Raw genomic sequence first — 23117 nt, forward strand, 5'->3', positions numbered from 1 at the left:
AAAACAAGACTGAAGATCATGGAATTATTCAGTCACGCGATGGACCACAGGTCACGGCGCGAGATTCACGCATAACTGGGAGAACAGCATGAGCAGACGAGGCATCCATCCACTGCTTCGGGGTCTTGATCGGCCTCAGCGAGTCGCACCTTCAAGACGAGCTGTCTTGCTGTCTGGCCTGGAATCGGCGCAGCGGAAGCGTTATCTGCGCTCTGAAGCAGAAGAGAGCGAAACCTCCCAACAAACGATCCAACGTCGCTCATCTCAGTGAGAAGGATGCCCCTGCAGGCGCTGATTTGTTCGTTCCCAGTGCACAGGAGAGGGTTGTGATCACAACCCAGAGTTGATTGGCGTGGGGGGAGAGTCCAAGTGGACCTCGATCCCCCCTGAGTGGTGGGGAGAGTCCGTAGGGCCTCGATACCCTGGTGGCGGCCGCTTGCGCTGCCAGACCCACATCTCCACCATGGTTTCCATCCGCAGCTGCAGGCATGCAGCTCAAGTATCTCTTCCACTGATGGTGGGCCATCTTCACAAACTGAACCCGGGCAAAACATCCCTGGAATAAGGGATCTGGGCCAAAGGATCAATCCCTCATCCGAGGGTGGAAATTGTGACTGGAGAGCATGCCTCGTTATTCACTGGATTTCAGAAAAACCAGCCGTAGCTGTGCAAACCAATGCCCAGCAGATTCACCCCGATGTAACAAACAGCGATCACCACAAGACCAACCACAGCCACAAGAGCTGGGCGTCGGCCCTGCCAACCGCGACTGAGGCGGGTGTGCAGATAAGCGGCATACACCATCCAGCAGATCAAGGCCCAGGTTTCCTTGGGATCCCAGCTCCAGTAGCTGCCCCAGGCTTCATTCGCCCAAACAGCACCACTCACGATGCCCACCGTAAGCATCAAGAACCCAACCGTGATCGTGCGATAACTGAGGCTGTCGAGTTGCTCATTGGTGCTCAGCTGAACCGATTGCAGCTGAACAGAACCACCGTTCGCGATCGAGGCCGCCTGACGATAGCCACCACTGCCAATGGAACTGCTCCGCAGTTCCAGGGATTGGTCGCGATCGGTGACCAACACCGCCAGGGAGAGAAGGGAACCCACCAGCAGTGCGGCGTAACTCACCATGATCACGCTCACATGCATCACCAACCAGCTGGAGCGCAGGGCAGGAACCAGAGGAGCCGCTGACTGCAATTGATCGGGCAAGGCAAAGCTGGCGAAGGCAATGCAACCAAGGCCCATGGGGGTGGCCGCAGCCGCCACGATGTTAGAAGGCCAGGCCCGTTCCACCAGCAGCTGGGTGAGGGTGCAAGCCCAGGCGAGAAAGCACAGGGATTCGTAGAGGTTGCTGATCGGGAAGTGGCCGGATTGCCACCAACGCAAAATCAGCTGAGCCGTGAATAAGAGATTGGCGACGGCCACCAGCAGCCGAACCAAGCCAGCACGGGACTGGCTGGACACCGCCCAGAAAGCCAGGGGCATGGCCAGCAGCAGCAACACAAAGCCAGCGAAACCAAGACTGGTGACCAGCTCAAAGGGCGTGTTCAGCACACCATTTCCATAAGACACGGCGATTCTGCCTCGGCCAATCAGCGACTGGCCTGTTTCAGCAACAGTCCACCCGCCCCGAGAGACAACATCACAGGCAGCCAGGCCGCCAGGATCGGTGGCAGGGTCCCCTTCACCCCGAGGGAACTGAAGCTGAAACCAATCACGTAATAAACAGCGATGATGCCGAGGGTGAGCACAAAAGCAAAACTACGGCTGCTTCGATAACTGGGCTGAGCGCCGAGGGTGGCTCCAAACAAGCCAAACACCAGACAGGCCATCGGAACCGTGAACTTCTCCTGGATCCGCACACGGATTTTGCGGGCTTCCTTGATGCTGCCGGCCTCTTCGTACACCCTTTGGGCCTGCAGTGCTTCAGCAACGGTCATGTTCACGGCATCGTTCTCAATCCCCGCCAAACGCAGCGGCGCAGATCCCAGGGGATAGACGTAACGATCGAAATCGGCCTTGGTTGAACTGCCATTCGCCGCCAAAGTCAGAATCTGGCCATCCATGAAATCCCAGCTGGCTTGGGCCTCATTCCAGATGGCCCGATCAGCACGCAACATCTGGGTAAGACCGGGTCTGGTGAAATCCAGAACCGTCACATCCAGCATTTGGCCGTTCTGGAATTTGCGGGAATAAAACAGTTGAAGCAGGCCCTTGTCACCCTTCTCACCATCTGAACCAACGCGTCTGCCGAAGCGGGGATAAATGACGTCGCGTCCTGTCTCACTGGCGAGAGAACGCCCCAAGGCACGCTTCAAGCTGACCTCTGCATAGCGTTGGCTGCGGGGTACCACCACGTCGTTAAGAACGAAGGTGAACAGGGTCATCGCCATCGAGAGGGCGAGAGCGGCACTGATCATCCGCTTCGTGGTGATGCCGAGGCTTCTCAGGGCGGTGAGTTCGTTGTTTGCAGAAAGACGAGTGAACACGAACAGCGAGGCCATCAGCGTTCCAATCGGCACAGAAAAGGCCAACCAACGCGGAATGCTGAACAACAGCACCTGAGCTGCAACTGTGATCGGCAGGTTCTTATCAACCATCTGCCGCACCAGTTCAAACATCACGCCGCCTGTTAGCAGCAGCAGGGTGAACAGAGCAATGAAGAACAGAAGCGGACCAAGAAGCTCCTTGAGCAACCAACGATCCAGAAGATCCAGCCGCATCCAGGTGGCCCGTTTGAGACGATCCAGAATCACAGTTGGAATCCCTCCCCGAGGTAATAACGACGCACCTGTGGATCAGCTGCCACCTCCTCGGAACGTCCTGCGGCCAACACCGCACCATCGTTGAGGATGTAAGCCCGATCAGTGGTGGCCAGGGTTTCGCGCACGTTGTGATCGGTGATCAGAATCCCCATGCCCCGGGAGCGCAACCCCTCGATCAGCAGCTGCAGATCCGCCACCGCAAGGGGGTCGACGCCGGCAAAGGGTTCATCCAAAAGCAGATACGTCGGTCCGTTGGCACCCGATGCCAGTGCCCTGGCCACTTCGCAACGGCGACGTTCTCCCCCGGAGAGTTGGAAACCAAGACGGTTGATGAACGCGCTGAGGTGAAAGTCCTCAATCAGCTGCTGGCGCCGATCCCGACGCTGCTCGGAGCTGAGGTCGGTCTGTTCAAGAGCGATATCCAGATTTTCACGCACCGTGAGATTGCGAAACACACTCGCTTCCTGGGGCAGGTAACCCACACCAAGCCGGGCTCGCTCCGGCATGGGCAGATGGGTGACCCGCTCACCGTTCACGGTCACCTCGCCCTGAGTAGGGGAGAGCAAACCGATCACCAGATTGAAGGTGGTGGTTTTTCCAGCTCCATTGGGACCGAGCAGGCCGACCACCTCGCCGGGGGCAAGCTTCAGATCCAAGCCCTTCACCAACTGGCGGCCCCCAAGGGTGATGGAGACATTCGACAGTTCCAGGGTCATGGAGTCACCGGGTTGGTCTCGGCCTGAACGTCGAGCACGGGTTGGCTGGGAGTGAGTGACCACTGACTGAACACCTGCTGGCCAGGAACAGGGCTGGCAATCGCGCGACCTTCATCCAGGAGATAAGTAAACCGATCAGCGCGGAGCTGGTTGCCATCAGCCTGGATCACATCCACATCACCACTCAGCACAATCCGGTCTTCCTCCGTGAAGTACTGGGCTTGTCGGCTGGTGGCCACCAAACCACGACCGGCGTGCACCAAGCGAACATTGCCGCTGGCGGTGATCACACCCGTTACGTTGTCGGCCGATTGAAGATCAGACTCAATCGTGATGACGCCTGCGTCAGCTGTTTGCTGAGCCTGGACCGACAACAGGGGCAACAGAGTGGCCAGAAGGGACAGAGCTAAAAGAAGCCCCCGAAAACGGAGCATTGCTTTCACTGCCACACCACCTGCCCAAGTTGGTCGAGATTACCGGCGCTTCAGCGCATGAACTCAAGAACAGGGACAGTGCATGACTCGGGATCCCCATCCTGCTGAAGCGCCTCGAGCCGCTGTTGCGCAGCACGGCACAGAGACGCAAGATCCAAGCCAAGATCCGGAGTTCCCTGACGTTTGAGACGCCCCAGAGCTTCACCGAAAAGAATCGTGGCACCGCGCCGGTTGCCCCGTTGCAGGTGCAACTGCGCTACTGCCACCTGCAGGATCCCCTGAAGGCTGCGTCGTTCCGGATCAGCTGTTTCATGCCAGAGCTCCTCAAACAGATCATGAGCGGCGTACCACTCACCCGCATTGAAGAGCTCCACGCCCTGCTGAAAGCGAGGGTCTGCCTGAGGCATCAGCGCTTGGACTTGGCCGGCTTCTTGCCGGGAAGTTTGCGCAGACGGATCGACTCGGGCGTGACTTCGAGCATCTCATCGGGACCGATGTATTCCAGCGCGCGCTCCAGCGTCATCTGCACCGGTGCTTGCAGCGTGTCCAGTTCCTCAGCGCCCGCGGAACGCATGTTGGTGAGCTGCTTGGTCTTGCAGACGTTGATCTCGAGGTCCTGAGGCCGGTTGTATTCCCCGATGATCATTCCCTTGTAGACCTTGGTGCCCGGGCTGATGAAGAACTGGCCACGATCCTCGGCGTTCTTGAGGGCATAGAACGTTGCTGTTCCTTCTTCGAAGGCGATCAGCACACCGTTCCGGCGGGTGTCGAATTCACCCATCATCGGCCGGTATTCATAGAAGGAATGGCTCATGATTCCTTCGCCGCGGGTGGCCCGGATGAATTCACCGCGGAAACCGATCAGACCGCGGGAGGGAACGATGAACTCCAGCTGGGTGCGGCCATCAGCGCTGGTTTCCATGTTCTGCATCTCGCCCTTGCGGGTGCCCAGTTTTTCGATGCAGCTGCCCACCGCTGGTTCAGGCACATCCATCACCAGGGTTTCCACCGGCTCGCAGGGGGTGCCATCGATGGTGCGGTAAATCACCTGCGGCTGGGACACCTGGAACTCATAGCCCTCACGGCGCATGGTCTCGATCAGGATGCCGAGGTGCAGCTCACCGCGACCACTCACCGCAAACCGGTCCGGTGAATCGGTGTCTTCCACACGCAGGGCAACGTTGGTGAGCAACTCACGCTGCAGGCGGTCACGCACCTGACGGCTGGTGACGAACTTGCCTTCCTTGCCCGCAAAGGGTGAATCGTTGACGACGAAGGTCATCTGCAGGGTGGGCTCATCCACCTTGATCAGCGGCAGAGCGGTGGGCTCATCGGGGCAGGCGATGGTTTCGCCGATGTTGACGTCGTCAAAGCCAGCCACGGCCACCAGATCACCGGCAGACGCCTCTTCGATCTCGACGCGCTGCAGCCCCTCGAAGCCCAGCAGCTTGCTGATGCGGCCCTTCTTGATGCTGCCGTCGTCCTTGATCAGCGCAGCGTTCTGACCCTGTTTGATTTTTCCGTTGTGAACGCGGCCAATGATGATCCGGCCGAGGAAGTCGGAATAGTCAAGGGTGGTGATTTGCAGCTGGAGGGGCTTCGCCGGATCACCAACCGGGGGCGGAACGTGGCGCAGGATGGCATCGAACAGCGGACGCATGTTGTCGCTGTCGGTCTTCATGTCGGGCTTGGCGAAGCCTCCGAGACCGCTGCCGAACAGGTAGGGGAAATCGCACTGATCATCGTCAGCGCCGAGTTCGATGAAGAGGTCGAGCACCTTGTCGACGGCGGTCTCGGGATCCACCCGGGCCCGGTCGATCTTGTTAACGAACACGATCGGACGCAGGCCCTGCTCGAGGGCCTTCTTCAACACAAAACGGGTCTGGGGCATCGGCCCCTCGTTGGCATCCACGATCAGCAGGCAACCGTCAACCATGCCCAGCACCCGCTCCACTTCTCCACCGAAATCGGCGTGACCAGGGGTGTCAACGATGTTGATCCGGGTGTCGTTGTAGGTGACAGCCGTGTTTTTCGACAGGATCGTGATGCCCCGCTCACGCTCCAGGTCGTTGGAGTCCATCACACAGGTGGGGACGGCCTCGTTGTCGCGGAAAATTCCTGACTGCGCCAACAGCGAATCGACCAGAGTCGTCTTGCCGTGGTCAACGTGGGCGATGATCGCGATGTTGCGGATCGCCTTGTTGTTGGCGCTCATGCGGGCTGACCGTAAGTATTTGTGAAGAACGCCAAAGGCGCAGTGCGACAGGTTATCTCAACGTGAGAATCGACTGGTGCGCTCCGGACCCTTGCTGCGCAGGCTCCTACGTGGCACAGCAAGGCGTAAGCAGTTAATTTCAGCCCAGAACTCGGTTCTGGACCCATCTCTGACCTCAAGCAGAGCAATGCATCGCAGGGATTGGACGGTGCAAACAGGACGATTGACAAACTGATCCCAGAACGAAGGGTTGCCTTCAGTTACCAGAGGGTTTCAACCCCTGACCAAGTCCAAGGGGTTGGCTTGAAGAGACAGGAAAATCTTTTTGAGCCTTTCTGCGAAAGGCACGGCCTGATGCCCAACAAGGACCGAGTCATTGATCAAGGGCTGTCGGCATATCACGGCCTTCATCACAAGAAAGGGAGCCTGGGGATGTTCCTGCAGGCCCGGAGAGATGGCTTGATACCAGCAGGTGCAGTCCTGGTCGTGGAGGAGTGGGATCGGTTCTCCAGACGCAAGGCCAGCGTCAGCGAACGAATGCTCCACGAGATGTGGGAGCTGGACCTGGCTCTTGGCGTGGTCAGCCAGGACGTGATCATCACTGAGCAGTCCTACAACGCAAATATTGGTCAGTCGGTGCTTCTTAAGGTCCTTCAAAATGAGGCCAACGAAGACAGCGCCAAAAAATCCAGGCGAATCAAAGCCGTCTGGCGAGAACGCTGGGAGCGTTACCGGGAGACGGGTGAGAAATTCCTCTCAATGTCCGACGCCCCTAAGTGGTTGGTCATAGAAAACGGCGATTTCACACCAGGTCCCGGGGCAGACGTCATCAAGCTGATTTTTGATTTGACGGTTGACCAAGGTCTGTCTGGCGTTGGCGTTGCAAGAGAACTGAACAAGCGAGATCTCAAGACGCCTAGCGGGGCGGTCTGGACTAACGCCAACGTGTCAAAGGTGATCAAGAACGACCAGGTGATGGGTCGTAAGGCATGGCCAGACGGTCATGTCAGCGAGGGTTATTACCCGGTGATCGTTAAACCCGAAAAGGTCAAAAGCCCGGGAACTCGCTGAACGGCGCAAAGCAAACCCGGCCCTGGGACGCACCACAACTGCCAAGGGAGGCCAACTAGGTCCCTGCAACAACATCCTGAAGGGCATCACCTTTTACCAGTGCGGTGCTGCGATGACCGACACCACCAGCCACAGCGGCAAATATCTAGATCTCGTGTGCTCGGCTCAGAACAGTGGCAGGGAGTGCAAAGTCCCAACAAGACAGTGCTGGAAGGTGGACGAAGAGCTTCTCCTTGAGGCGTTTATGCACCGGCGATGGGAACGATTTTTCAAAAACCCGGCAACAGGTCCGCGCATCAGGGAGCTTGAGGAACGACTTTTGGAGGAGCAGCGCGTCGCAGGGCAATACCGGACGACAGCAAATGATTCCCGCGCCAATCTTCAACGGGCTGTGGAGCAGAAAGACGCTGATCTAGACCTGCTCAAAATGCTTGGCGAAATCGTCTGCAAGGCTGAGAAGCAAGCCGAAGAGGCCGAGAATCAGACCAGAGAGACCGGGGCAGAAATTCAGGCTCTGCAGTCACAACCAAGTGGCGAGCACATGCAGAAACAAATTCGGGAGAAGGTAGAGGCATTCCTGGCCTTGCCTAACAGAAGTGACCGGGAAGCACGAAATACGTTTAACGACTGGGTCAAAACAACCGGGGCTCGCATCGTCTTTATGAGCACGCAGCCACTACGAGTGCGTTGGACCTGCTCTGATTTGCCGACGGATTTTTGGTGGCGTGAGTTGCGGCCTGACGTAACAGACGAACAGTTGAAGAACCGCGTTGAGGAGTTTTATTTGTACCGCCGTGGCGATGAACTGGTTATGGATCAGACAATCGCCAACATGGCCCGCCTCGGTTTTGAGGCCGATGTAATTGAAGAGCAACGGAAAAAGAAGGAAGCATCCCTCCCAGTGCCAAAACGCATTACATCTCCGACCTGGCAGCCTTCAGCCCTCAGTCAGCAGCAGCAATAGCCAATGTTTGAGAAAAAAAGGGGGGGGGGGCGGCGTCTCATGTCCGCCCCCAAGGCATCGAAGCCCTGAGTCGTGGGCCGTGCCTGAAAAGGTTCTATGCCAGCTCTTTCCCCACAAACCTGAGTTTTTTTGCTCAATTCACCTCAGGCGTTTGGTAGCAAATTTCGCTGAATCGACTGGTATGACTTGAGTACAAAAAAAAAGTCCTAGAGGTGACGCGAAAACTCCTCAGGACGCGGACCCATGCCTGACAGTGTTGGGTCCGTCTGCTCAGCGCACAGGAGGAGGGCAGCGCCTCCAGCCCGTCTTCTGCATCGTCTGCCAAGCCTCAATGGCGTTGTGCCGCAGCATCCGCCGACGAGGCATCGGCTCACGCGGGCGGGGCGGTAATCACTAAAGGCTCGCAGTCACATTCCCTACGTCGACCATTTTTTTCTTTTTAGTTTTTTACTCCGTTGATAAGGAGTGAGATGCGACCTGCCAAAACTCCAATAGAAAGGCTGGAGTTCGGTCTTCGGTGGGAGGCCTGTCGGCTTGCCTACTTCTCGTCCATTGGTCACAGCACGAAAGTTGCCGCCTTGACCGCAAAACTGCAAAGGCTTGAAGAAGACCTACGCAGAGAGAGCTACCAGTTCAGCGATGTAGGTCAGACAACTTTCCAGTAGTCGCAAGTCAGTCAGCAATCTGAGCCAGCTCAATCACGTTTCGCAGCGTCACCCACTGCATGTTGAATCAAAGCTCTTGGCACCGACGTGGCTGATACCAGGGGATGACTAATCCATCAGCCAATCAAAATCGTCCTTCCAGACCTGGTGCCTACCGCTATGTCGCCTGCGCTTCTTGGGTTTGGCTGGTTCTAAAAGCAAGGGAGGTGGCGGTAGCAAGAACGGCAGGACAGGTATCTCTTGCTTCCTCACTTGATATGGAATCACCTGCAGGCGAATGGGCTCCGCCCCCCTTGCGGGCAGTGCTATCAGCACCAACAACGCCAGCAATGCTCTGCGCACGCATAACCTGAAGATGGCCAATATTCTCTACGACATCTGCGACCACAGCCCCCTCTATCGGCGGGGCTGACTTCCAACAGCCGTTACCGAATCAAAGATGCGGGACTACGGAACCGCGAGGAGAAACTCGTTCGCCCCGAGCGATGCGGTCCGTTCCATAACGCTGCCGACGAGTTCTGCAATCCAGTGCAATGCACTGAATCTTTACCGTTATTGGAAGACGGGGTTAAGCGCAGAAAGCCAGCCCCATCCACAGTTGCCGTGGGATGGGGACTGGATTGTCTGCCAGCTAACGGGTCGCTCTCCCGTGCTGCTGCGATGGCTCACTCAGCCGTAAGAGGAAGTACCGCAGGTCTCCTTGATAGGTGCTCGCTAGTGGCTCTGCACACCATTTTTCGAAGACCTTTGGGATCAAGGATTTCTTCCGTGACAGTCCGATAATCAGGTCGCGATGACTACAGAAAGTCGTCGTGTGTCCACCTAACTCCTACTAGCCCAACGCCACAGGCGTAACCTCTCAGAGGGAACAGGTAATGCGTTAGCTGTCCTCAGCCAGCTCAATCACGTTGCGCAGCGTCGCCCACTGCAGCTCTGTCGCTAACGCCTGAGGAACACGCTGTAGGGACGCCACTGGCAGATGCATTGCAACTTCTCCCGCAGCCCCTCTATGTCAACCAATCGCTGTCCGGTGTGTTGCTGCACATGGACATGCTCGTGGAGGTAGCCATCGTTGATCAGTCTGTAGAGCTGAGATCTGGACTTATATCCGAGGCGTCTTGCAGCCTCGCTAATCGTCATTAACTCCATCTAGCTGTCCCTATCTGTCTACTGTTTTGACAACCACAGGCTAGATAAACAACGCGCCTTCGGATGACCCGAGGCCGATGTTCAAGTAAGGGCCCTGAAGTCACCCTATTGCTAAATCTACTGCTCTTGAAAGAGTCAAACCAAAAACGTCAAGCACAACAAATCCATTTACAAGTCGTACCATTTTTGAAACAGAAGTTTTACATGAATCTTGAGAGTAGTCAAAGCAAACCTCTGCAGCAAAGAAAAAATATTCAAGAGGACCTGGCCCATCTGTTACTACAATTGCAGGCGACAAATTTCTTTCAAATCGCCCATGGTTTATTCGCCAATACCACCACGAAAAGCAAATCAAGATAATTGGGATGAAAAGCAAAAGCTCAACAATTAAAAGAACGGGGCTTTTGATAGGAGCAACAAGAAGCAGATTAATAATGACAAGCTCAACCATCCAGCAGGCTGTAAGGAAAATTGCTAGCACATCAATCAATCTTCGCGACTTATTCCCCAACAGTCTTAGCACTAGTAGGATAAATGTGTATACAAAAAATGCAGCCCCTATTGGCTTCATATGATTAGTGAGTGCGTCCAAGAATGAATGAGATATTTCAAGAAAATCTCTAATTGCACTTTCTTCGACCGCTTCCAGGTTTAAATTTCTGTCAAATTGCTCGGTAAAAATAAAAGTAACAAGCAACACATAAATCTCTCCAGGGCTTTTTAGCCGATCAATAAGTGACATTGCTTCATCAACCAGTTTCGAACATATAAACAAAAAAGCCCGGGGTGTCCAAGCCCCGGGCACCATCTGCACCAGGGCAGGCAACGATCGCGGTTATGCGATCGCGTCCTGCATGGCAGCGAATGATTCAGCGTGACGAACAGCGATATCGATCGACTGCAGAGCCCGGACACCAACGGTGCCCTTAGCGAAGTCGGTGTAGAGATCAACCAGGATCTCCAGCTGGCCGAACATGCTGATCAACAGGTCTGCAAAGTTCCCGTAAATAACAGCGGACAGGTTGGTCCCTGTGCCCTTCGTGAGATTTGAGGGGACGTTGTTACTGACCTCAAGACGCCGCCCTGCAATTTGGCTACGGCCAAGTTCAGCTCCATAAGGGCTGAGGAGGTACTGGTTCTGGGAGTCCTTGGCTTTGGCAAGAACGGACTCGACTTTCGCGTTCGTGAGGAAGCCACAGGTACTGACGTCAGCGTTATCTACAGCGACCTCTTTCTTGAGGTCGAGGAGATGATCGAGCGTTGGGGCTAAACCGTTTGTGCCGCCAGCTACCGAGCCGATACCTGACGTTTGCAGGATGCCGGTGGGTTGGCTGCTGCTGCCAGAACCATTGATGGCAGCGGTGTCGATCGCGTCGGCCAACAGGGCAACGAAGTCAGCGCGGATGAGCTGCTCAATGTCCGGTGTCGACTGCAGCTCCATCAAGCGGGAGAACTTGCTGTAAGCACCGACGGTCTTTGGGCTCATTGAGATGGTGCCGATCGTGCCGGTTGATTCGGTCACGGCATCGGCGTTATCAGCACCGAACCAATAGGCAGTCGCAGTCCCCGTGCGCTTAGGGATTGAGACATCACCAACCAAGCCGGTGAGCATGGTGGCGCCGAGTTCAGCAACGGCGAGACGGTCACGCAGCGCCTCGACGAAATTGCCGGCGAGCAGGTCGGTGGCGACCAGGAACGTGCCCTCGTTGCAGGTGCCGAGGAAAACGGAATGGCGTGGAACGGGCGACACCTTTCGTCCGTACGGGGTGCGGAAGCTGTCGACGTTGGTGCTCAGAAAGTTCTTGAGATGACCGGCATGGGTCTGGCTGGTGATCCCATCCAGCTCCCCCAGCTCCAGCCCCCAGAAACGATGGACCGTGAGCATCGCGTCCTTGCTGCCGATGCGCCCTCGGAACGTTGTGAACCACGGGTCGAACAGCGTGCGCCAGAACGATGTCTTCCGGCTGCCTCCCTCTCCCTGCAGGACCAAACAAGTGTCGTGCTGACAGCCCGGCTCAAAGGCACGACGCACTGCGCCGACCAAGGTTTTGACCAGCATCCGGTCGTAGATCGTCTCCTGTCCAGGAAGGTCAGCAGGGCGGAGGAACTCTGAGGCGAGACGGCAAATGTCGTACGGCTCGCTGTCCCTGCAGCTCAGCAACCAGTCCTGCACCGGGTGATACGCATCACCCTGCGCTGCAAGGTCCAAAGCATCGATGGCTTCACCCTTGGCGATGTCATATCCGCGGCTCTGACAGAGCACGTAAAAGCAGTCGTGCGCGGTGGGGGAGAGGGCCATGCCCTCCACCTCCACCTCATGGGTCATCAGGTTCCAGCGCAGCGTTCCATGCCCTTGTGCTGCGCTCTCAGACAGCACCTGCATCACCGTCGCCGCATTGGCTCTTTGCGGCGACCGGGCTGGCAGTAGTTCGCTCAGCAGGTCATCAGGGTTAGAGCGTCGAGCAAGGGCCGCCACCTTCTTGGTTGCGGCCTGCTCCTCCTCCCAGGAGTCGTAGATCCGAGCACTCGTCATCGCCGAGCCCTCCTCGCCTCGCGTTCCCAGAGCAAGCAGCCCAAGGGAAAGTGATGGGCATGAAGGTCAGCGATGCGTCGGCAATGGTCAGCAGACCAGCCGCCTTCGCACCCTTGCCGCAGCAACGCGCTGGTGGTCGAGACATCGATGTCTTGCCAGGGCCAAGCTGTCCTGAACTCCGACGCCAGGGGCCATCCATTGCTGGATGCCGCAGGTACGTTGAAGTCAGTCTTTTGCTCTTGGCCCCCTGTTGGCGCAGGGGGTTTTTTCATGGCTGTGCACCCTCCACAGCCTCGAGGCGCTCGCTGAGGCCTGCGACGGCCACCTTGGTGATCTCCTGCGTCAGCTCCGCTTTGTCGTTGGTGCGGATCACTGAGCAGACATTGACCTGGTACGCCTCCTGCAATTGCAGGAAAGAAGCGGTCAGGTAAGCCACGTGGTGGGCCAGCGCCGTTTCCATGTTGGAAGCGCAGTGCGGCTCCCACATGCCGATCATTTCCTTGGCCTTGGCCTCAACGGCCTCTGAGGTCCACTGAATTTCAGGCATCTGCTTTGGCTCCTGCAGATGCGTGGATTTCAGTCGATGAGGCGACTGAAAGTTGATTTAGGCCGTGGTGGAGAAGTTGGCGCATCAGGCTGCTCTTGGTGCAGCTGTAATCCCTGCAGGCCCTCTCGAGCCGCTCCACCAAATCAGTGGGGGCTTTGCAGCAGATCATTTGCTGCGGATCGCTGTGAATATGAATTGACATGTCGTCAAAACGGTGGACGACACGGTTCTGACAGGAGATGAGACTCCTGTCTACGACTGAGATCTCAGCGACGTTTAGGGCGATTTGGCTCAGTACGCCCAGTTGACACTTTCAGGCTGCCGCGGGTGACGCCCAGCTGGTGGTGGATCTGCTCCTGGGACCAGACCTCCTGGGTGGCCATCCGACCCGCCAGAGCCTCGGAGTAAAGGCTGACGCGCCGTTGCGTCGCAGCGGCATCCTCATCTAGAAGTTCGAGCCGGATCCTGCGCACGCCTGCCCGCAGCAGCGACGGAAGCGCTTCAACGCCCGATTGCGCCATCCCATTGAAAAGGGTGTTCCGACAACCCAGATCAGCCCGCAGTGGGTGTTCAACGCCACTGCGATCCCGCAGAGTGACGTGGTGCTTCTCACAGGGACGACCGCAATCGGTGTGGTCCTTGCCGTCCGAGAGGAATGCACAGAACAAGCAATGCTCCATGTGGAACAACGGCATGTTCTGGTGCAGGGTGACCTCCAGCAGCGCTGGATCAACGGCGGCGGCCAGATCCAGCAGTTGCTGAAGGTTGAGGTCGTAACTGGCCGTGAGTCGCTGCAGCGCCCAATGGTCGCGATACCAGTGGAAACTCAGGGGGTTGGCGGTGTTGAGGGAAAAGTCACCAATGCAGGGGGCCAGCGGCGTCAGCACCTCCAGCTGATCGGCATTTCGCACCAGGAAACCGTCAGGACGGGCCCGAATCAGTGGCTCAAGCGACCAGCGTTCATCAGGCCGTGTGATCCGTGCACCGGCCAGCCATACACCCTCAGGCCAGCAGCCTCGACCGATCGCCACCGCTTCCCGCAGCTCCCGAGGCTGCTCGAGATCCGCCACCACCGAGCGAATCGGCAGGTCCGTGCCGGAGAGATCCACCAAGGCCTGCAGCTGCTCCAGGCTGCGCACCAGCACCACCAAGCCTGGCTTGGTCTCGCTGAGGGGAGCGACAGCTGGTGGGCACATCTGAGCCAGCAGCTCCGTTGGGTCTGCCGTTTTGGTGGCTGCAGGGACAGGCCCTGAATCGGTGCTGCAGTCCCCTGTGGCCTCCAACTGCTCCAGCAGAGCCCTGCGCATGCGGTTCAGTTCCGCCACGGGCAGAAAAAGATCGCCCTCCAGTTCGATCTCCAAATGCTGAAGCGACCAACCGGTTCCCCCCAGGCGTCCCAATTGCTGCTCAAGCCGTTCCCGGTCAAGGGGGCGCTGCGAAGCACTCTGCAGCGGCATGGTGCTGCAGAGCTTCAGCTCAAATTCCTGGGGCTCCAGCACCTGCAACTCCAGCGGGGCATCCAGCCGACCGGACACCCGCAGCGCCAGATCCCTGGACCGAGCCTCCACCGTGCGACGGGCGGCACGCTGCCAACGGGACTGCCAATCGGGATCACTGGTGAGCCAGACCGAGGCGCCAGCTCTCAAGCCAGAGCCATCCACACGATCGGGCCCCAGGCGCAGCTTCCAGCGTTCGTCGCCCATCCGCTCACACACCATGATCCGGCCACCGATCTCCCGAGGCGGCTGCAGCGGGTCGGACGACAGTTGTTCCAGCACAAGGCCCTGCCCGGGATGCAGCTGTTCCCGGCTGCGCAGATGCAACCAACCACCCCGCTCCACCCGCAGCAACTGCCCCAGTAGCGGGCCCCGCTTCTTGCTCCAGCGGCCATGCACCAGACGGCGATGGTTCACCCCTTCAAGCCAACCGGTGGAAAGGCCTCGGGAAAAGGCCAGCTCAAGCTGGCGTTGCACCTGCGGCGCCGAAGCGGGGGTTTGATCCAGGCGCTGGCGATAGGCGTCGGTGACAGCAGCCACGTAGGCAGCATCCTTCAGACGCCCTTCGATCTTGAGGCTGGCCACGCCGATGCGCTGCAACTCCGGCAGCAGCTCCCAGGCCGCCAGATCCTGGGGCGAGAGGAGGTAGCGCTGGTCTTCAAGGGGGTGGGGTTGCCCATCCACCACCATTTCGTAGGGCAGGCGACAGGCCTGGGCACACTCACCTCGATTAGCACTGCGCTGCCCGAGGGATTCACTGGTCAGACATTGACCGGAATAGGCGACGCAAAGGGCGCCATGCACAAACACCTCCAACGGCATCGCAAGGTTCCGCTGAACCAGTTGTGTCTGCAGTCGCTCGAGATCACGCAGGGCCAGCTCACGGGCCAGCACCACCCGCCGGCAACCGAGCGCGGCAGCCTGGGCAATACCCGCGGCACTGGTGATCGACATCTGGGTTGAGCCATGCACACAGAGGTTCGGCACCAGACGCTGGGCCAGGCGACAGAGCCCCACGTCCTGGACGATCACCGCATCCACACCGGCTCGATCTGCAGCGATCAGCAACTGAGCCGCTGCCTCCAGTTCATCGCTGAACACCAACACGTTGAAAGTGAGGAATCCCTTCACCCCCCGCTGATGCAGCCACTGCATCACTTCAGGAAGGTCTTGCAGTCGGAAATTTTCAGCCCGCTGGCGGGCGTTGAAGGCATCAACGCCGAAATACACCGCATCGGCACCGGAGGCAGCGGCCGCCTTCATCGCAGCCCAGTCGCCGGCAGGTGACAGCAGTTCGGGAACGGTCAAGGGTCGCGCCTGGAGAACCGACTGGCCGGCTCGAACAAACGCAGTGCATCCGCATTGCCCTCGTAGCGCCAATGCCAGGGCTCGTACATCACACCCTGTTTGTTGCCCTCAGGGAAGGACAACACGAAGTGATATCTCGCCGCATGGTCCTGCAACCAGCGAAAGGCGGCGGTGTCTTGAAAGCTCTGGGAGAGGTTGGTCTCAGGGAAACGGCCATCGCCTAGATCGACGGCGTAACCCGTGCTGTGCTCGGAGTAGCCCGGTGGAGCTGACACCTGGGCTCGCTCTTCGGCGGTCTGGTTCCGTTCGGAGGCCACATCAAAGAAGATCGATTCCTGAAGGGCCAGGGAGCGGAATCCACTGAGCAGACGCAGATCGATCCCGTCAGCCAAGGCGGAACGCATCATCGTGTCGAGGGCCTCGGCGGCTTTCACATTCAGCTCGATCCCCGGTTCAAAGACAATGAGTTGATCAGCGTCAGCCTCTCCGTAGGGGAAGTGGCCCAGGAGTCGGCCATCGGCGTCAGGACGTTCGCGAAAGCCTGAAATCTCAAGGCTCTGCGTGGGCTGGCGCCGTGACAGCAGCGTGGGAACAAGCATCACCACAGCCAGGCTTCCGGCACAGACGAGAACGAGCCCGAACAGCAATCCAGCTGCGCCATTTCCCTTGCGTTGACGCGGCTGCCGTGTTCGTCGAGCGACCGGAATGTCCTCCCGCTCGATGCGTCGCGCAGAGGAGGCCCGAACCAAGGCGCTGATGCGTGTTGTTTCGATCGTAAAGGCAGCAGCCAGCTCAACCCACAATGGTTGTTGTGACAGTGATAGCTTCACAAAACAATCCAGCGGAGACGGGCTGAGATGTTGCGAGTTGCGGTGATCGGCGGTGGCCCAAGTGGCTCCTGTGCTGCCGAAATTCTGGCCAAGGCGGGAATTGAAACCTGGCTGTTCGAGCGCAAACTCGACAACGCCAAACCCTGTGGTGGAGCCATTCCTCTTTGCATGGTCGAAGAGTTCGACCTGCCTGACGAAATCATCGACCGCAAGGTCCGCAACATGAAGATGATCTCCCCTTCCAACCGGGAGGTGGACATCAAGCTCGATCCCCTCGGTTACGACGAAAACGCCTACATCGGCATGTGCCGTCGTGAGGTGTTCGATGCCTTCCTGCGCAACCGCGCCGCCGATCTGGGCACAACTCTGATCAACGGTCTGGTGCAGAAGATCGACACCGGTGCAGACCGTCAGGGCCCTTACACCATTCATTACGCCGACTACAGCGGTGGGGGCCCCACCGGTGAGCAGAAGACTCTGGCTGTGGATCTAATCATCGGTGCCGATGGCGCCAACTCCCGGGTGGCGAAAGCCATGGACGCCGGGGATTACAACGTGGCCATCGCCTTCCAGGAACGGATCAAGCTTCCTGCTGAGGAGATGACCTACTACGAAGATCTGGCTGAGATGTACGTCGGAACAGACGTCTCTCCCGACTTCTATGCCTGGGTGTTTCCCAAATACGACCACGTGGCCGTGGGAACGGGAACCATGCAGCAGAACCAGAGCCTGATCAAGGGTCTGCAAAGGGGCATTCGTGAGCGGGCCAACAAGCGCCTGTTCCAGGGCGAAGTGATCAAGGTGGAAGCCCACCCAATTCCTGAGCACCCCCGTCCGCGACGGGTTGTGGGCCGCATGGCCTTGGTGGGCGATGCAGCGGGCTACGTCACCAAGAGCTCCGGGGAAGGCATTTATTTCGCTGCCAAGAGCGGCCGGATGTGTGCCGAAGCGATTGTGGAAATTTCCAACAACGGCGCCTCCATCCCCACCGAAAAGCAGATCAAGTCGACCTACCTCAAGCGCTGGGACCGCAAATACGGTGCCACCTATGCGGTGCTCGACATCCTGCAGCGGATCTTCTACCGCAACGACGCTGCCCGGGAAGCCTTCGTCGAGATGTGCGACGACAAGGACGTGCAGAAGCTGACGTTTGACAGCTACCTGTACAAACGGGTGGTGATGATGAACCCCTGGCAGCAGATCAAGCTCACCCTCCGCACCCTGGGCAGCCTGATCCGGGGCGAGGCTCTGGCGCCATCCGTCTACAACCCTGTTCCTTCGGCCGTTGGCCGTTCCGACGGTGATTTCCTGGCGGAGGAAGCGGCCCAGCAGATCAAGGCTCAAGCTGGCGAATCCAAGGAGGGGAACTCCAAAGGTTCCGAGTCGAAGGAAAAGGCCGGCGTCTCCTGAGGGAGGCCGGCCCTCAACATCACTCCAACACCCACAACAATGCTGCTGGTCAGTTGCGTGACTCGATCGCCTTGCCAGCGGCATCCTTGATCCGCTCAATCCCCTGCTCAATGTTCTTGGCGGGGGATTTGTCTTTCTTGGTCGTCGACCAGACGGTGATGGCATAAACGGCGGCAGCAGCCAAGATCAGCGCCGCAATCACGCTGCCCAGACCATTGCCTCCCTGGCGGATCACCACAGGCTGCTGGGTGGTGGTCGTCTGTTGATCAGACATTGCGGCCCCTGCGGCTGGCCCCTGCTTAGCCGCAGGGGCCAGGGCTGCCTTCATTTGGATTGAATCGATTCAAATTCGGCCAAGACCGAAGCCTGATTGCGCAGGACCGCCAACAGGTTGAGGCGATTGAGCCTCAGCGCGGCATCGTCGACCATCACCATCACGCTGGTGTCACCATCAAAGAAGGCCTGGAGCGCCGGGGTTGCCGCGACGAGCGCATCGGCAAGGGCCTGATAAGACCGCCGCTGAGCCAATGGCTGTAGCTGCTCGAGAGCTGCGAACAGATCCTTCTCACTGGCGGACTCGAACCGTTCGGCCTCAACCACATCGCCGGCCACAAGCTGATCGCGTGCCAGATCACCTTTTTCGGCAAGCTTCGCTGCCCGCTGCACCACCGCCTGGACGGCATCCAGCTGACCGCTGTCCCGAAGGTCACGCAACAGTTGAATCCGCTGCTTGACATCCAGGGGATCACTGAGCAGACGCTGACTGGAGACAGCATCACCAGCCACAGCCTGCACCAGATCAGGCGCAAAGCCGTCGTCTTCCAGTTGAGACACGATCCGCTGCCGCATCAGCTGACAGAGGTCGTTATGCAGTTGGCTGGCATCCACCGCAAAGGCCGGGAAGAGAGCAGCCCACTCCTCCACGGCGTGACTGAGGAAGGCCATGAGGTCTAGGCGCCAGGCCATGCCCCAGAGAATCTGCACAACACCATTGCCGGCCCGCCGCAGGGCATAGGGGTCGGAGGATCCGGTTGGTCGCTCTCCCTTGGCAAAGATGCTGAGCAGCAGCTCGAGCCGTTCCGCCAAGGCCACAACGGCTCCCGCGGGGGTTGTGGGCAGAGCATCACCGGCTCCCCGAGGCAGATAGTGCTCCACCACAGCGAGAGCAACATCGCGCGGTTCTCCCTCCTCCAGGAGGTATTTGCCCCCCATCAGGCCCTGAAGTTCAGGGAACTCACCCACCATCTGGCTGACCAGATCGTTCTTGCAGAAATGAGCGGCACGCTGGGCCGCATCCACCACGCCCTGATCCAGACCGAGTTGCTTCAACAGCAGGCCCGTGAGCCGCTCGATTCGCTCGGAGCGGTCCAGAAGACTTCCCAGGCCTTCGGCGAAGGTGACACGGTCGAGGGCTTCACGCCGGGATTCGCTGGACTGACGCCGGTCAACATCGAGGAAAAATTCAGCATCCGCCAGGCGAGCTCCAAGCACGCGTTCATTGCCGCGAACAATCAAGGACGACGCCGGGGCCAGGCCATTGCCCACCAAAAGGAACTGGGGCCGAAGCACAGCCTCAGCGGTGAGTCGGAGCGGGTCTGCTTCCAGACCAGGCACCTGCAGCGGCACATAACGCTGGTGAGCCTGCATCACCGTGCTGATCACCTCCGGAGGAAGCTGCAGGAACCGCTCAGCAATGGTTCCCTCGAGAATCCTGGGGTCTTCAACCAGGTCCACCAGTTCCTCAAACAGCGACTCCGGACAGTCGGGAGTTCCGTTGGCGGCCTGTGCCGACTGGTCCAGGCTGGTGCGAATTCGTTTGGCCCGCTCCGCACGATCGACAACAACGCCAGCGGCGGCAAGGGTCTCTCCAAACTGCTCCGCTGATGCGATGGAGAGGGGCTCGTCACCATGGAGACGGTGGGAACGGCTGAAACGATCGCTGCGGACCTCAGGGTCAGCGCCGCCCAGCACCACCGGGATCACCTCTGAACCCTTCAGCGCCAGCAGCCAGCGAATGGGGCGGCTGAAGCGCTGGGCTCCGGTGCCCCAGCGCATGAACCGCCGACCCTGCAACGCATCAATCCATTGGGGGATCAGCCCCTGGAGCAGGTCAACGCAGGCTTGACCGGGGGTGAGCACGGTTGCGAAGACACAAGGCCCCTTGGGAGTGTCACGCTGTTCAAGTGCTGAGGGATCAACCCCGCAGCGCTTGGCGAAACCGATCGCCGCTGGCCCTGGGATGCCGTCCTTAAAAGCCTGAGCCACGGGAGGGCCCTTGCGGTCTTCCTCAAGATCGGGTTGGCGGTCCTCCAGATCAGCGACGGAGACCACCAGACGCCGGGGGGTGCCGAACACCGACACCGCTCCATGGCCAAGCCTTGCCTCACGCAGATCACGGCTCACCCGTTGCTGCAGCTGGTCAAGCGCTTGCCTGACGAAATCGGCAGGAAGCTCCTCGGTGCCGATTTCCAGAAGAAAGGTTGCCGTCACGCCAAGGTCAGAGCCGGAAGCGACTGTATTGGAAGCCGTTTCGCTACGTTCAAATCAAGAAATCCTTTTCGGGGTGGGGGAAGGCTCCTTGGCAGTGGCGGAAACAAGAACTCAATCGCTGTCCAAGGCGGAGCAGCGCAAGCTGGACAGCGACCATCTACGCGACCCGTTGTTGAGCGAGCTCAGCAACGACGATGTGCGCTTCACGGAAGATGCCGTTCAACTGCTGAAGTTTCACGGCAGCTACCAACAGCACCACCGCGAACTGCGCAAGACGGACAAGGTTCGCAGCTGGCAGATGATGCTGAGGCTGCGCAGTCCGGGCGGACGCATCCCTGCCCGACTGTTCCTCGCACTCGATGACCTCTCCAACCGCCTTGGGGACGGAACTCTGCGGGCCACCACCCGTCAGGCCTTCCAGATGCACGGCATCGCTAAAGCCGACCTGAAAGAGGTGATCGGCACCATCGTTCGCAACATGGGCTCGACCCTGGCGGCCTGCGGGGACATCAACCGCAATGTGATGGCACCACCAGCTCCTTTTGAGAAAGGCGGCTATCCCGTGGCACGGCGCCTGGCCGATGAAATTGCTGATCTGCTCAGCCCCGAAGCGGCCGAGGGGGCCTATCTGGACCTCTGGGTGGATGGTGACCTGAGTTATCGCTTCAAGCCCAGCCGAGCCGTTCAGAAGGCCAGAAAGCGCCAGAGCGAGGGCGGCGTTTTTTCCGGCAGCACTGAGGAACCTCTCTACGGAGACACCTACTTACCACGGAAATTCAAGGTGGCCGTCACCGTGCCGGGGGACAACTCTGTTGACCTGCTCACCCAGGACATCGGCCTGGTGGCCTTCACCGACCCCTCCGGCGATCTGCGGGGCTGCAACGTCTACGTGGGCGGTGGCATGGGCCGCACCCACAACAAGGAGGAGACCTTCGCCCGCACGGCGGATCCTTTGGGTTACGTCGATGCTGCCGACGTTCTGGATGTGGTTCAGGCGATCCTGGCGCTGCAACGGGATCACGGTGATCGGGAGGTGCGCAAGCACGCCCGCATGAAGTATCTGCTGCACGACAAGGGAATCCAGTGGTTCCGCGACACCCTGTGCGCGACCTACTTCAAGGGAAGCCTCAAGGGGCTGCGCAATGAGCCCAAGGCCAAGCTTTTGGACTATCTCGGCTGGCATCGCCAGAAGGCAGGGATGTGGTTCGTGGGACTTCCCCTGCTCTGTGGCCGCCTGAACGGAGCTCTCAAGGCAGGGCTGAGGGAGCTGGTGGAGACCTACCAGCTGGAGATTCGCCTCACCGCCAACCAAGACCTGCTGCTGTGCAACATCGGCACCTCCCAGCGAGCCAGCATTCGTACCCAGCTGGAAGCCCTCGGGTTTGAGGTGCCTGAAGCCCCAGCACCTCTGGCCAGGCATGCCATCGCCTGCCCAGCTCTACCCACCTGCGGGCTCGCCATCACCGAATCTGAGCGCATCCTTCCGGATGTTCTGGATCGCCTCGATGCCCAGCTGCGACGCCTCGAGATTGAGAAGTCCCTGCTTGTGAGGATGACCGGCTGCCCCAACGGCTGTGCCCGCCCCTACATGGCGGAGCTGGGCTTGGTGGGCAACGGTGTTAACCAGTACCAGCTGTGGCTCGGCGGCACCCCCAATCTCCAGCGTCTGGCGCGCCCTTACCTGGAAAAACTGCCCTTGGATGATCTGGAGACAACCATTGAACCGCTCCTCCTCAGCTGGAAAGCCGCCGGTGGACGTCGCAGCTTCGGGGACCACATCGAGAAGCTTGGTGATCAGGAAGTGAGCGCGCTGTTGACGGCCTCGGCGTAGACCGCCACAGCTGCACCTTTTCGCCAGGCCCAGAGCTGATCACCGAACGAGAAGTGCCACCACTCGTTCGGATGCTGGGCAAAGCCGGCTGCTCCCATCACTTCAGCCAGCAACTGCCGGCGTTGATGCCAGCACCGAGCTTCGGAATCCTCCCGACCGGCGTAGTGCTGCGGTTCAGACACCGCACCAATGGCATCAATCTCTCCCCCCATGGCCAGCGGCGTTCCATCGCTGCTGCTGAGGGTGAGATCAACAGCCGCACCGGTGCTGTGGGGAGGCGGGGTCGCAGGATCCCGACTGGGAGCAGCCCAGAAGCGCCCCACATCGGCCACCACCTGATCGAAGGCGTGCCCTGAGCGCGCTTCCACGCCGCGTTCACGGCAGAGTTCCGCAATGCTGTGGTCCACCATGAAGGCCTGCACGGCGATCGGCCGCCAGGCATCAAAAATGCTCAAGCGCAGGCGGGGATCGTGCTCGACCAGCTGCTGCTGAGCATCAAGAAGGTGCTGAACGACCCCCAGGCGCAATTGAAAGGGATTCCCCGACGTCCCATAGGGCGCCCCCAGCGCCATGTACGGGTGAGGTTCCATCCGCAACAAAGCAGGAGGCAGCGCTTGCAAAGGCTCGCCGCAATCTTCGATCGGAATTGAACTCCAGGGGCGCATCGAATCGCGGCAACGGGATGGA

General features: G+C 59.1%; 19 protein-coding genes and 1 pseudogene. 5 read left to right on the top strand and 15 right to left on the bottom strand.

Annotated elements, in window-relative coordinates; genetic code table 11:
- Positions 1–645: 645 nt before the first annotated feature.
- From ccsB to typA, 6 genes are all read right to left on the bottom strand, one after another.
- Positions 646–1560, bottom strand: a complete 915-nt coding sequence (gene ccsB, locus NCN05_RS02240) for a c-type cytochrome biogenesis protein CcsB (RefSeq protein WP_250396804.1) — start codon at positions 1558–1560, stop codon at positions 646–648.
- Between the two features lie 38 nt (positions 1561–1598).
- Positions 1599–2729: an LptF/LptG family permease gene (locus NCN05_RS02245; protein WP_250396805.1), complete on the bottom strand. Its 1131-nt coding sequence runs from the start codon at positions 2727–2729 to the stop codon at positions 1599–1601.
- A gap of 29 nt (positions 2730–2758) precedes the next feature.
- Positions 2759–3487, bottom strand: coding sequence for an LPS export ABC transporter ATP-binding protein (gene lptB, locus NCN05_RS02250; RefSeq protein WP_250396806.1), 729 nt, complete (start codon positions 3485–3487; stop codon positions 2759–2761).
- Positions 3484–3861 (bottom strand): hypothetical protein, encoded by a 378-nt coding sequence (locus NCN05_RS02255; protein WP_502988791.1) that lies wholly within the window; start codon positions 3859–3861, stop codon positions 3484–3486. Before NCN05_RS02255 ends, lptB begins: the two co-directional genes overlap by 4 nt.
- 110 nt (positions 3862–3971) lie before the next feature.
- Positions 3972–4328, bottom strand: coding sequence for a DUF309 domain-containing protein (locus tag NCN05_RS02260; protein WP_250396808.1), 357 nt, complete (start codon positions 4326–4328; stop codon positions 3972–3974).
- Positions 4328–6136: a translational GTPase TypA gene (gene typA, locus NCN05_RS02265; RefSeq protein WP_250396809.1), complete on the bottom strand. Its 1809-nt coding sequence runs from the start codon at positions 6134–6136 to the stop codon at positions 4328–4330. The genes NCN05_RS02260 and typA overlap by 1 nt, the downstream gene beginning before the upstream one ends.
- Before the next feature lie 201 nt (positions 6137–6337).
- Here typA and NCN05_RS02270 point away from each other — a divergent pair, with 201 nt between their 5' ends.
- The gene (locus tag NCN05_RS02270) at positions 6338–7207 is read left to right on the top strand and encodes a recombinase family protein (protein ID WP_284500102.1); all 870 of its coding nucleotides are present in this window, start codon (positions 6338–6340) and stop codon (positions 7205–7207) included.
- 112 nt (positions 7208–7319) lie between these two features.
- Positions 7320–8171 carry a hypothetical protein gene (locus NCN05_RS02275; protein ID WP_250396811.1) on the top strand — a complete coding sequence of 284 codons (852 nt, stop codon included), beginning with the start codon at positions 7320–7322 and terminating at the stop codon, positions 8169–8171.
- Positions 8172–8441: 270 nt separating this feature from the next.
- On the opposite strand, the pseudogene NCN05_RS02280 reads toward NCN05_RS02275, so the two are convergent.
- A pseudogene (locus NCN05_RS02280) lies at positions 8442–8540 on the bottom strand (DUF1651 domain-containing protein); the annotation flags it as partial.
- Between the two features lie 573 nt (positions 8541–9113).
- Here NCN05_RS02280 and NCN05_RS12490 point away from each other — a divergent pair.
- Complete coding sequence (locus NCN05_RS12490) at positions 9114–9248, top strand: hypothetical protein (protein WP_284500103.1); 135 nt, start codon at positions 9114–9116, stop codon at positions 9246–9248.
- An 837-nt stretch (positions 9249–10085) separates the two neighbouring features.
- Here NCN05_RS12490 and NCN05_RS02285 read toward each other — a convergent pair.
- From NCN05_RS02285 to NCN05_RS02305, 5 genes are all read right to left on the bottom strand, one after another.
- Positions 10086–10793 carry a hypothetical protein gene (locus NCN05_RS02285; RefSeq protein WP_250396909.1) on the bottom strand — a complete coding sequence of 236 codons (708 nt, stop codon included), beginning with the start codon at positions 10791–10793 and terminating at the stop codon, positions 10086–10088.
- 27 nt (positions 10794–10820) lie between these two features.
- On the bottom strand, positions 10821–12518 hold the full coding sequence (locus NCN05_RS02290) for a phage major capsid protein (protein WP_250396812.1): 1698 nt from the start codon (positions 12516–12518) through the stop codon (positions 10821–10823).
- A gap of 268 nt (positions 12519–12786) precedes the next feature.
- On the bottom strand, positions 12787–13065 hold the full coding sequence (locus NCN05_RS02295; protein WP_250396813.1) for a hypothetical protein: 279 nt from the start codon (positions 13063–13065) through the stop codon (positions 12787–12789).
- 266 nt (positions 13066–13331) lie between these two features.
- Positions 13332–15869 (bottom strand): peptidase U32 family protein, encoded by a 2538-nt coding sequence (locus tag NCN05_RS02300; RefSeq protein ID WP_250396814.1) that lies wholly within the window; start codon positions 15867–15869, stop codon positions 13332–13334.
- Entirely contained in the window at positions 15866–16618 is a 753-nt protein-coding gene (locus NCN05_RS02305) for a M15 family metallopeptidase (RefSeq protein WP_250396815.1), read from the bottom strand. The genes NCN05_RS02300 and NCN05_RS02305 overlap by 4 nt, the downstream gene beginning before the upstream one ends.
- Before the next feature lie 108 nt (positions 16619–16726).
- Here NCN05_RS02305 and chlP point away from each other — a divergent pair, with 108 nt between their 5' ends.
- The gene (chlP, locus tag NCN05_RS02310) at positions 16727–18109 is read left to right on the top strand and encodes a geranylgeranyl reductase (protein ID WP_114989068.1); all 1383 of its coding nucleotides are present in this window, start codon (positions 16727–16729) and stop codon (positions 18107–18109) included.
- Positions 18110–18158: 49 nt separating this feature from the next.
- Here chlP and NCN05_RS02315 read toward each other — a convergent pair whose 3' ends face one another.
- Complete coding sequence (locus NCN05_RS02315; protein WP_250396816.1) at positions 18159–18383, bottom strand: hypothetical protein; 225 nt, start codon at positions 18381–18383, stop codon at positions 18159–18161.
- A 50-nt stretch (positions 18384–18433) separates the two neighbouring features.
- Positions 18434–20599: a glycine--tRNA ligase subunit beta gene (glyS, locus tag NCN05_RS02320; protein ID WP_250396817.1), complete on the bottom strand. Its 2166-nt coding sequence runs from the start codon at positions 20597–20599 to the stop codon at positions 18434–18436.
- Positions 20600–20687: 88 nt separating this feature from the next.
- Between glyS and NCN05_RS02325 the strand changes: the two genes are divergently transcribed.
- A complete protein-coding gene (locus tag NCN05_RS02325; RefSeq protein WP_284500194.1) occupies positions 20688–22430 on the top strand; it encodes an NADPH-dependent assimilatory sulfite reductase hemoprotein subunit in 1743 nt (580 codons plus the stop codon).
- Here the strand turns inward: NCN05_RS02325 and NCN05_RS02330 are convergent.
- Positions 22394–23095: a M15 family metallopeptidase gene (locus NCN05_RS02330; protein ID WP_250396819.1), complete on the bottom strand. Its 702-nt coding sequence runs from the start codon at positions 23093–23095 to the stop codon at positions 22394–22396. The genes NCN05_RS02325 and NCN05_RS02330 overlap by 37 nt on opposite strands.
- Positions 23096–23117: the final 22 nt, after the last annotated feature.

It is taken from the genome of Synechococcus sp. MU1651, assembly GCF_023630635.1.
Taxonomy (GTDB): domain Bacteria; phylum Cyanobacteriota; class Cyanobacteriia; order PCC-6307; family Cyanobiaceae; genus Parasynechococcus.

Bases quoted from the DNA above. Each gene is read 5' to 3' on its own strand.
- NCN05_RS02245 (WP_250396805.1), bottom strand. From the start codon at position 2,729: ATGCGGCTGGATCTTCTGGATCGTTGGTTGCTCAAGGAGCTTCTTGGT.
- lptB (WP_250396806.1), bottom strand. From the start codon at position 3,487: ATGACCCTGGAACTGTCGAATGTCTCCATCACCCTTGGGGGCCGCCAG.
- NCN05_RS02260 (WP_250396808.1), bottom strand. From the start codon at position 4,328: ATGCCTCAGGCAGACCCTCGCTTTCAGCAGGGCGTGGAGCTCTTCAAT.
- typA (WP_250396809.1), bottom strand. From the start codon at position 6,136: ATGAGCGCCAACAACAAGGCGATCCGCAACATCGCGATCATCGCCCAC.
- NCN05_RS02275 (WP_250396811.1), top strand. From the start codon at position 7,320: ATGACCGACACCACCAGCCACAGCGGCAAATATCTAGATCTCGTGTGC.
- NCN05_RS12490 (WP_284500103.1), top strand. From the start codon at position 9,114: ATGGGCTCCGCCCCCCTTGCGGGCAGTGCTATCAGCACCAACAACGCC.
- NCN05_RS02285 (WP_250396909.1), bottom strand. From the start codon at position 10,793: ATGGTGCCCGGGGCTTGGACACCCCGGGCTTTTTTGTTTATATGTTCG.
- NCN05_RS02290 (WP_250396812.1), bottom strand. From the start codon at position 12,518: ATGACGAGTGCTCGGATCTACGACTCCTGGGAGGAGGAGCAGGCCGCA.
- NCN05_RS02295 (WP_250396813.1), bottom strand. From the start codon at position 13,065: ATGCCTGAAATTCAGTGGACCTCAGAGGCCGTTGAGGCCAAGGCCAAG.
- chlP (WP_114989068.1), top strand. From the start codon at position 16,727: ATGTTGCGAGTTGCGGTGATCGGCGGTGGCCCAAGTGGCTCCTGTGCT.
- NCN05_RS02315 (WP_250396816.1), bottom strand. From the start codon at position 18,383: ATGTCTGATCAACAGACGACCACCACCCAGCAGCCTGTGGTGATCCGC.
- NCN05_RS02330 (WP_250396819.1), bottom strand. From the start codon at position 23,095: ATGCGCCCCTGGAGTTCAATTCCGATCGAAGATTGCGGCGAGCCTTTG.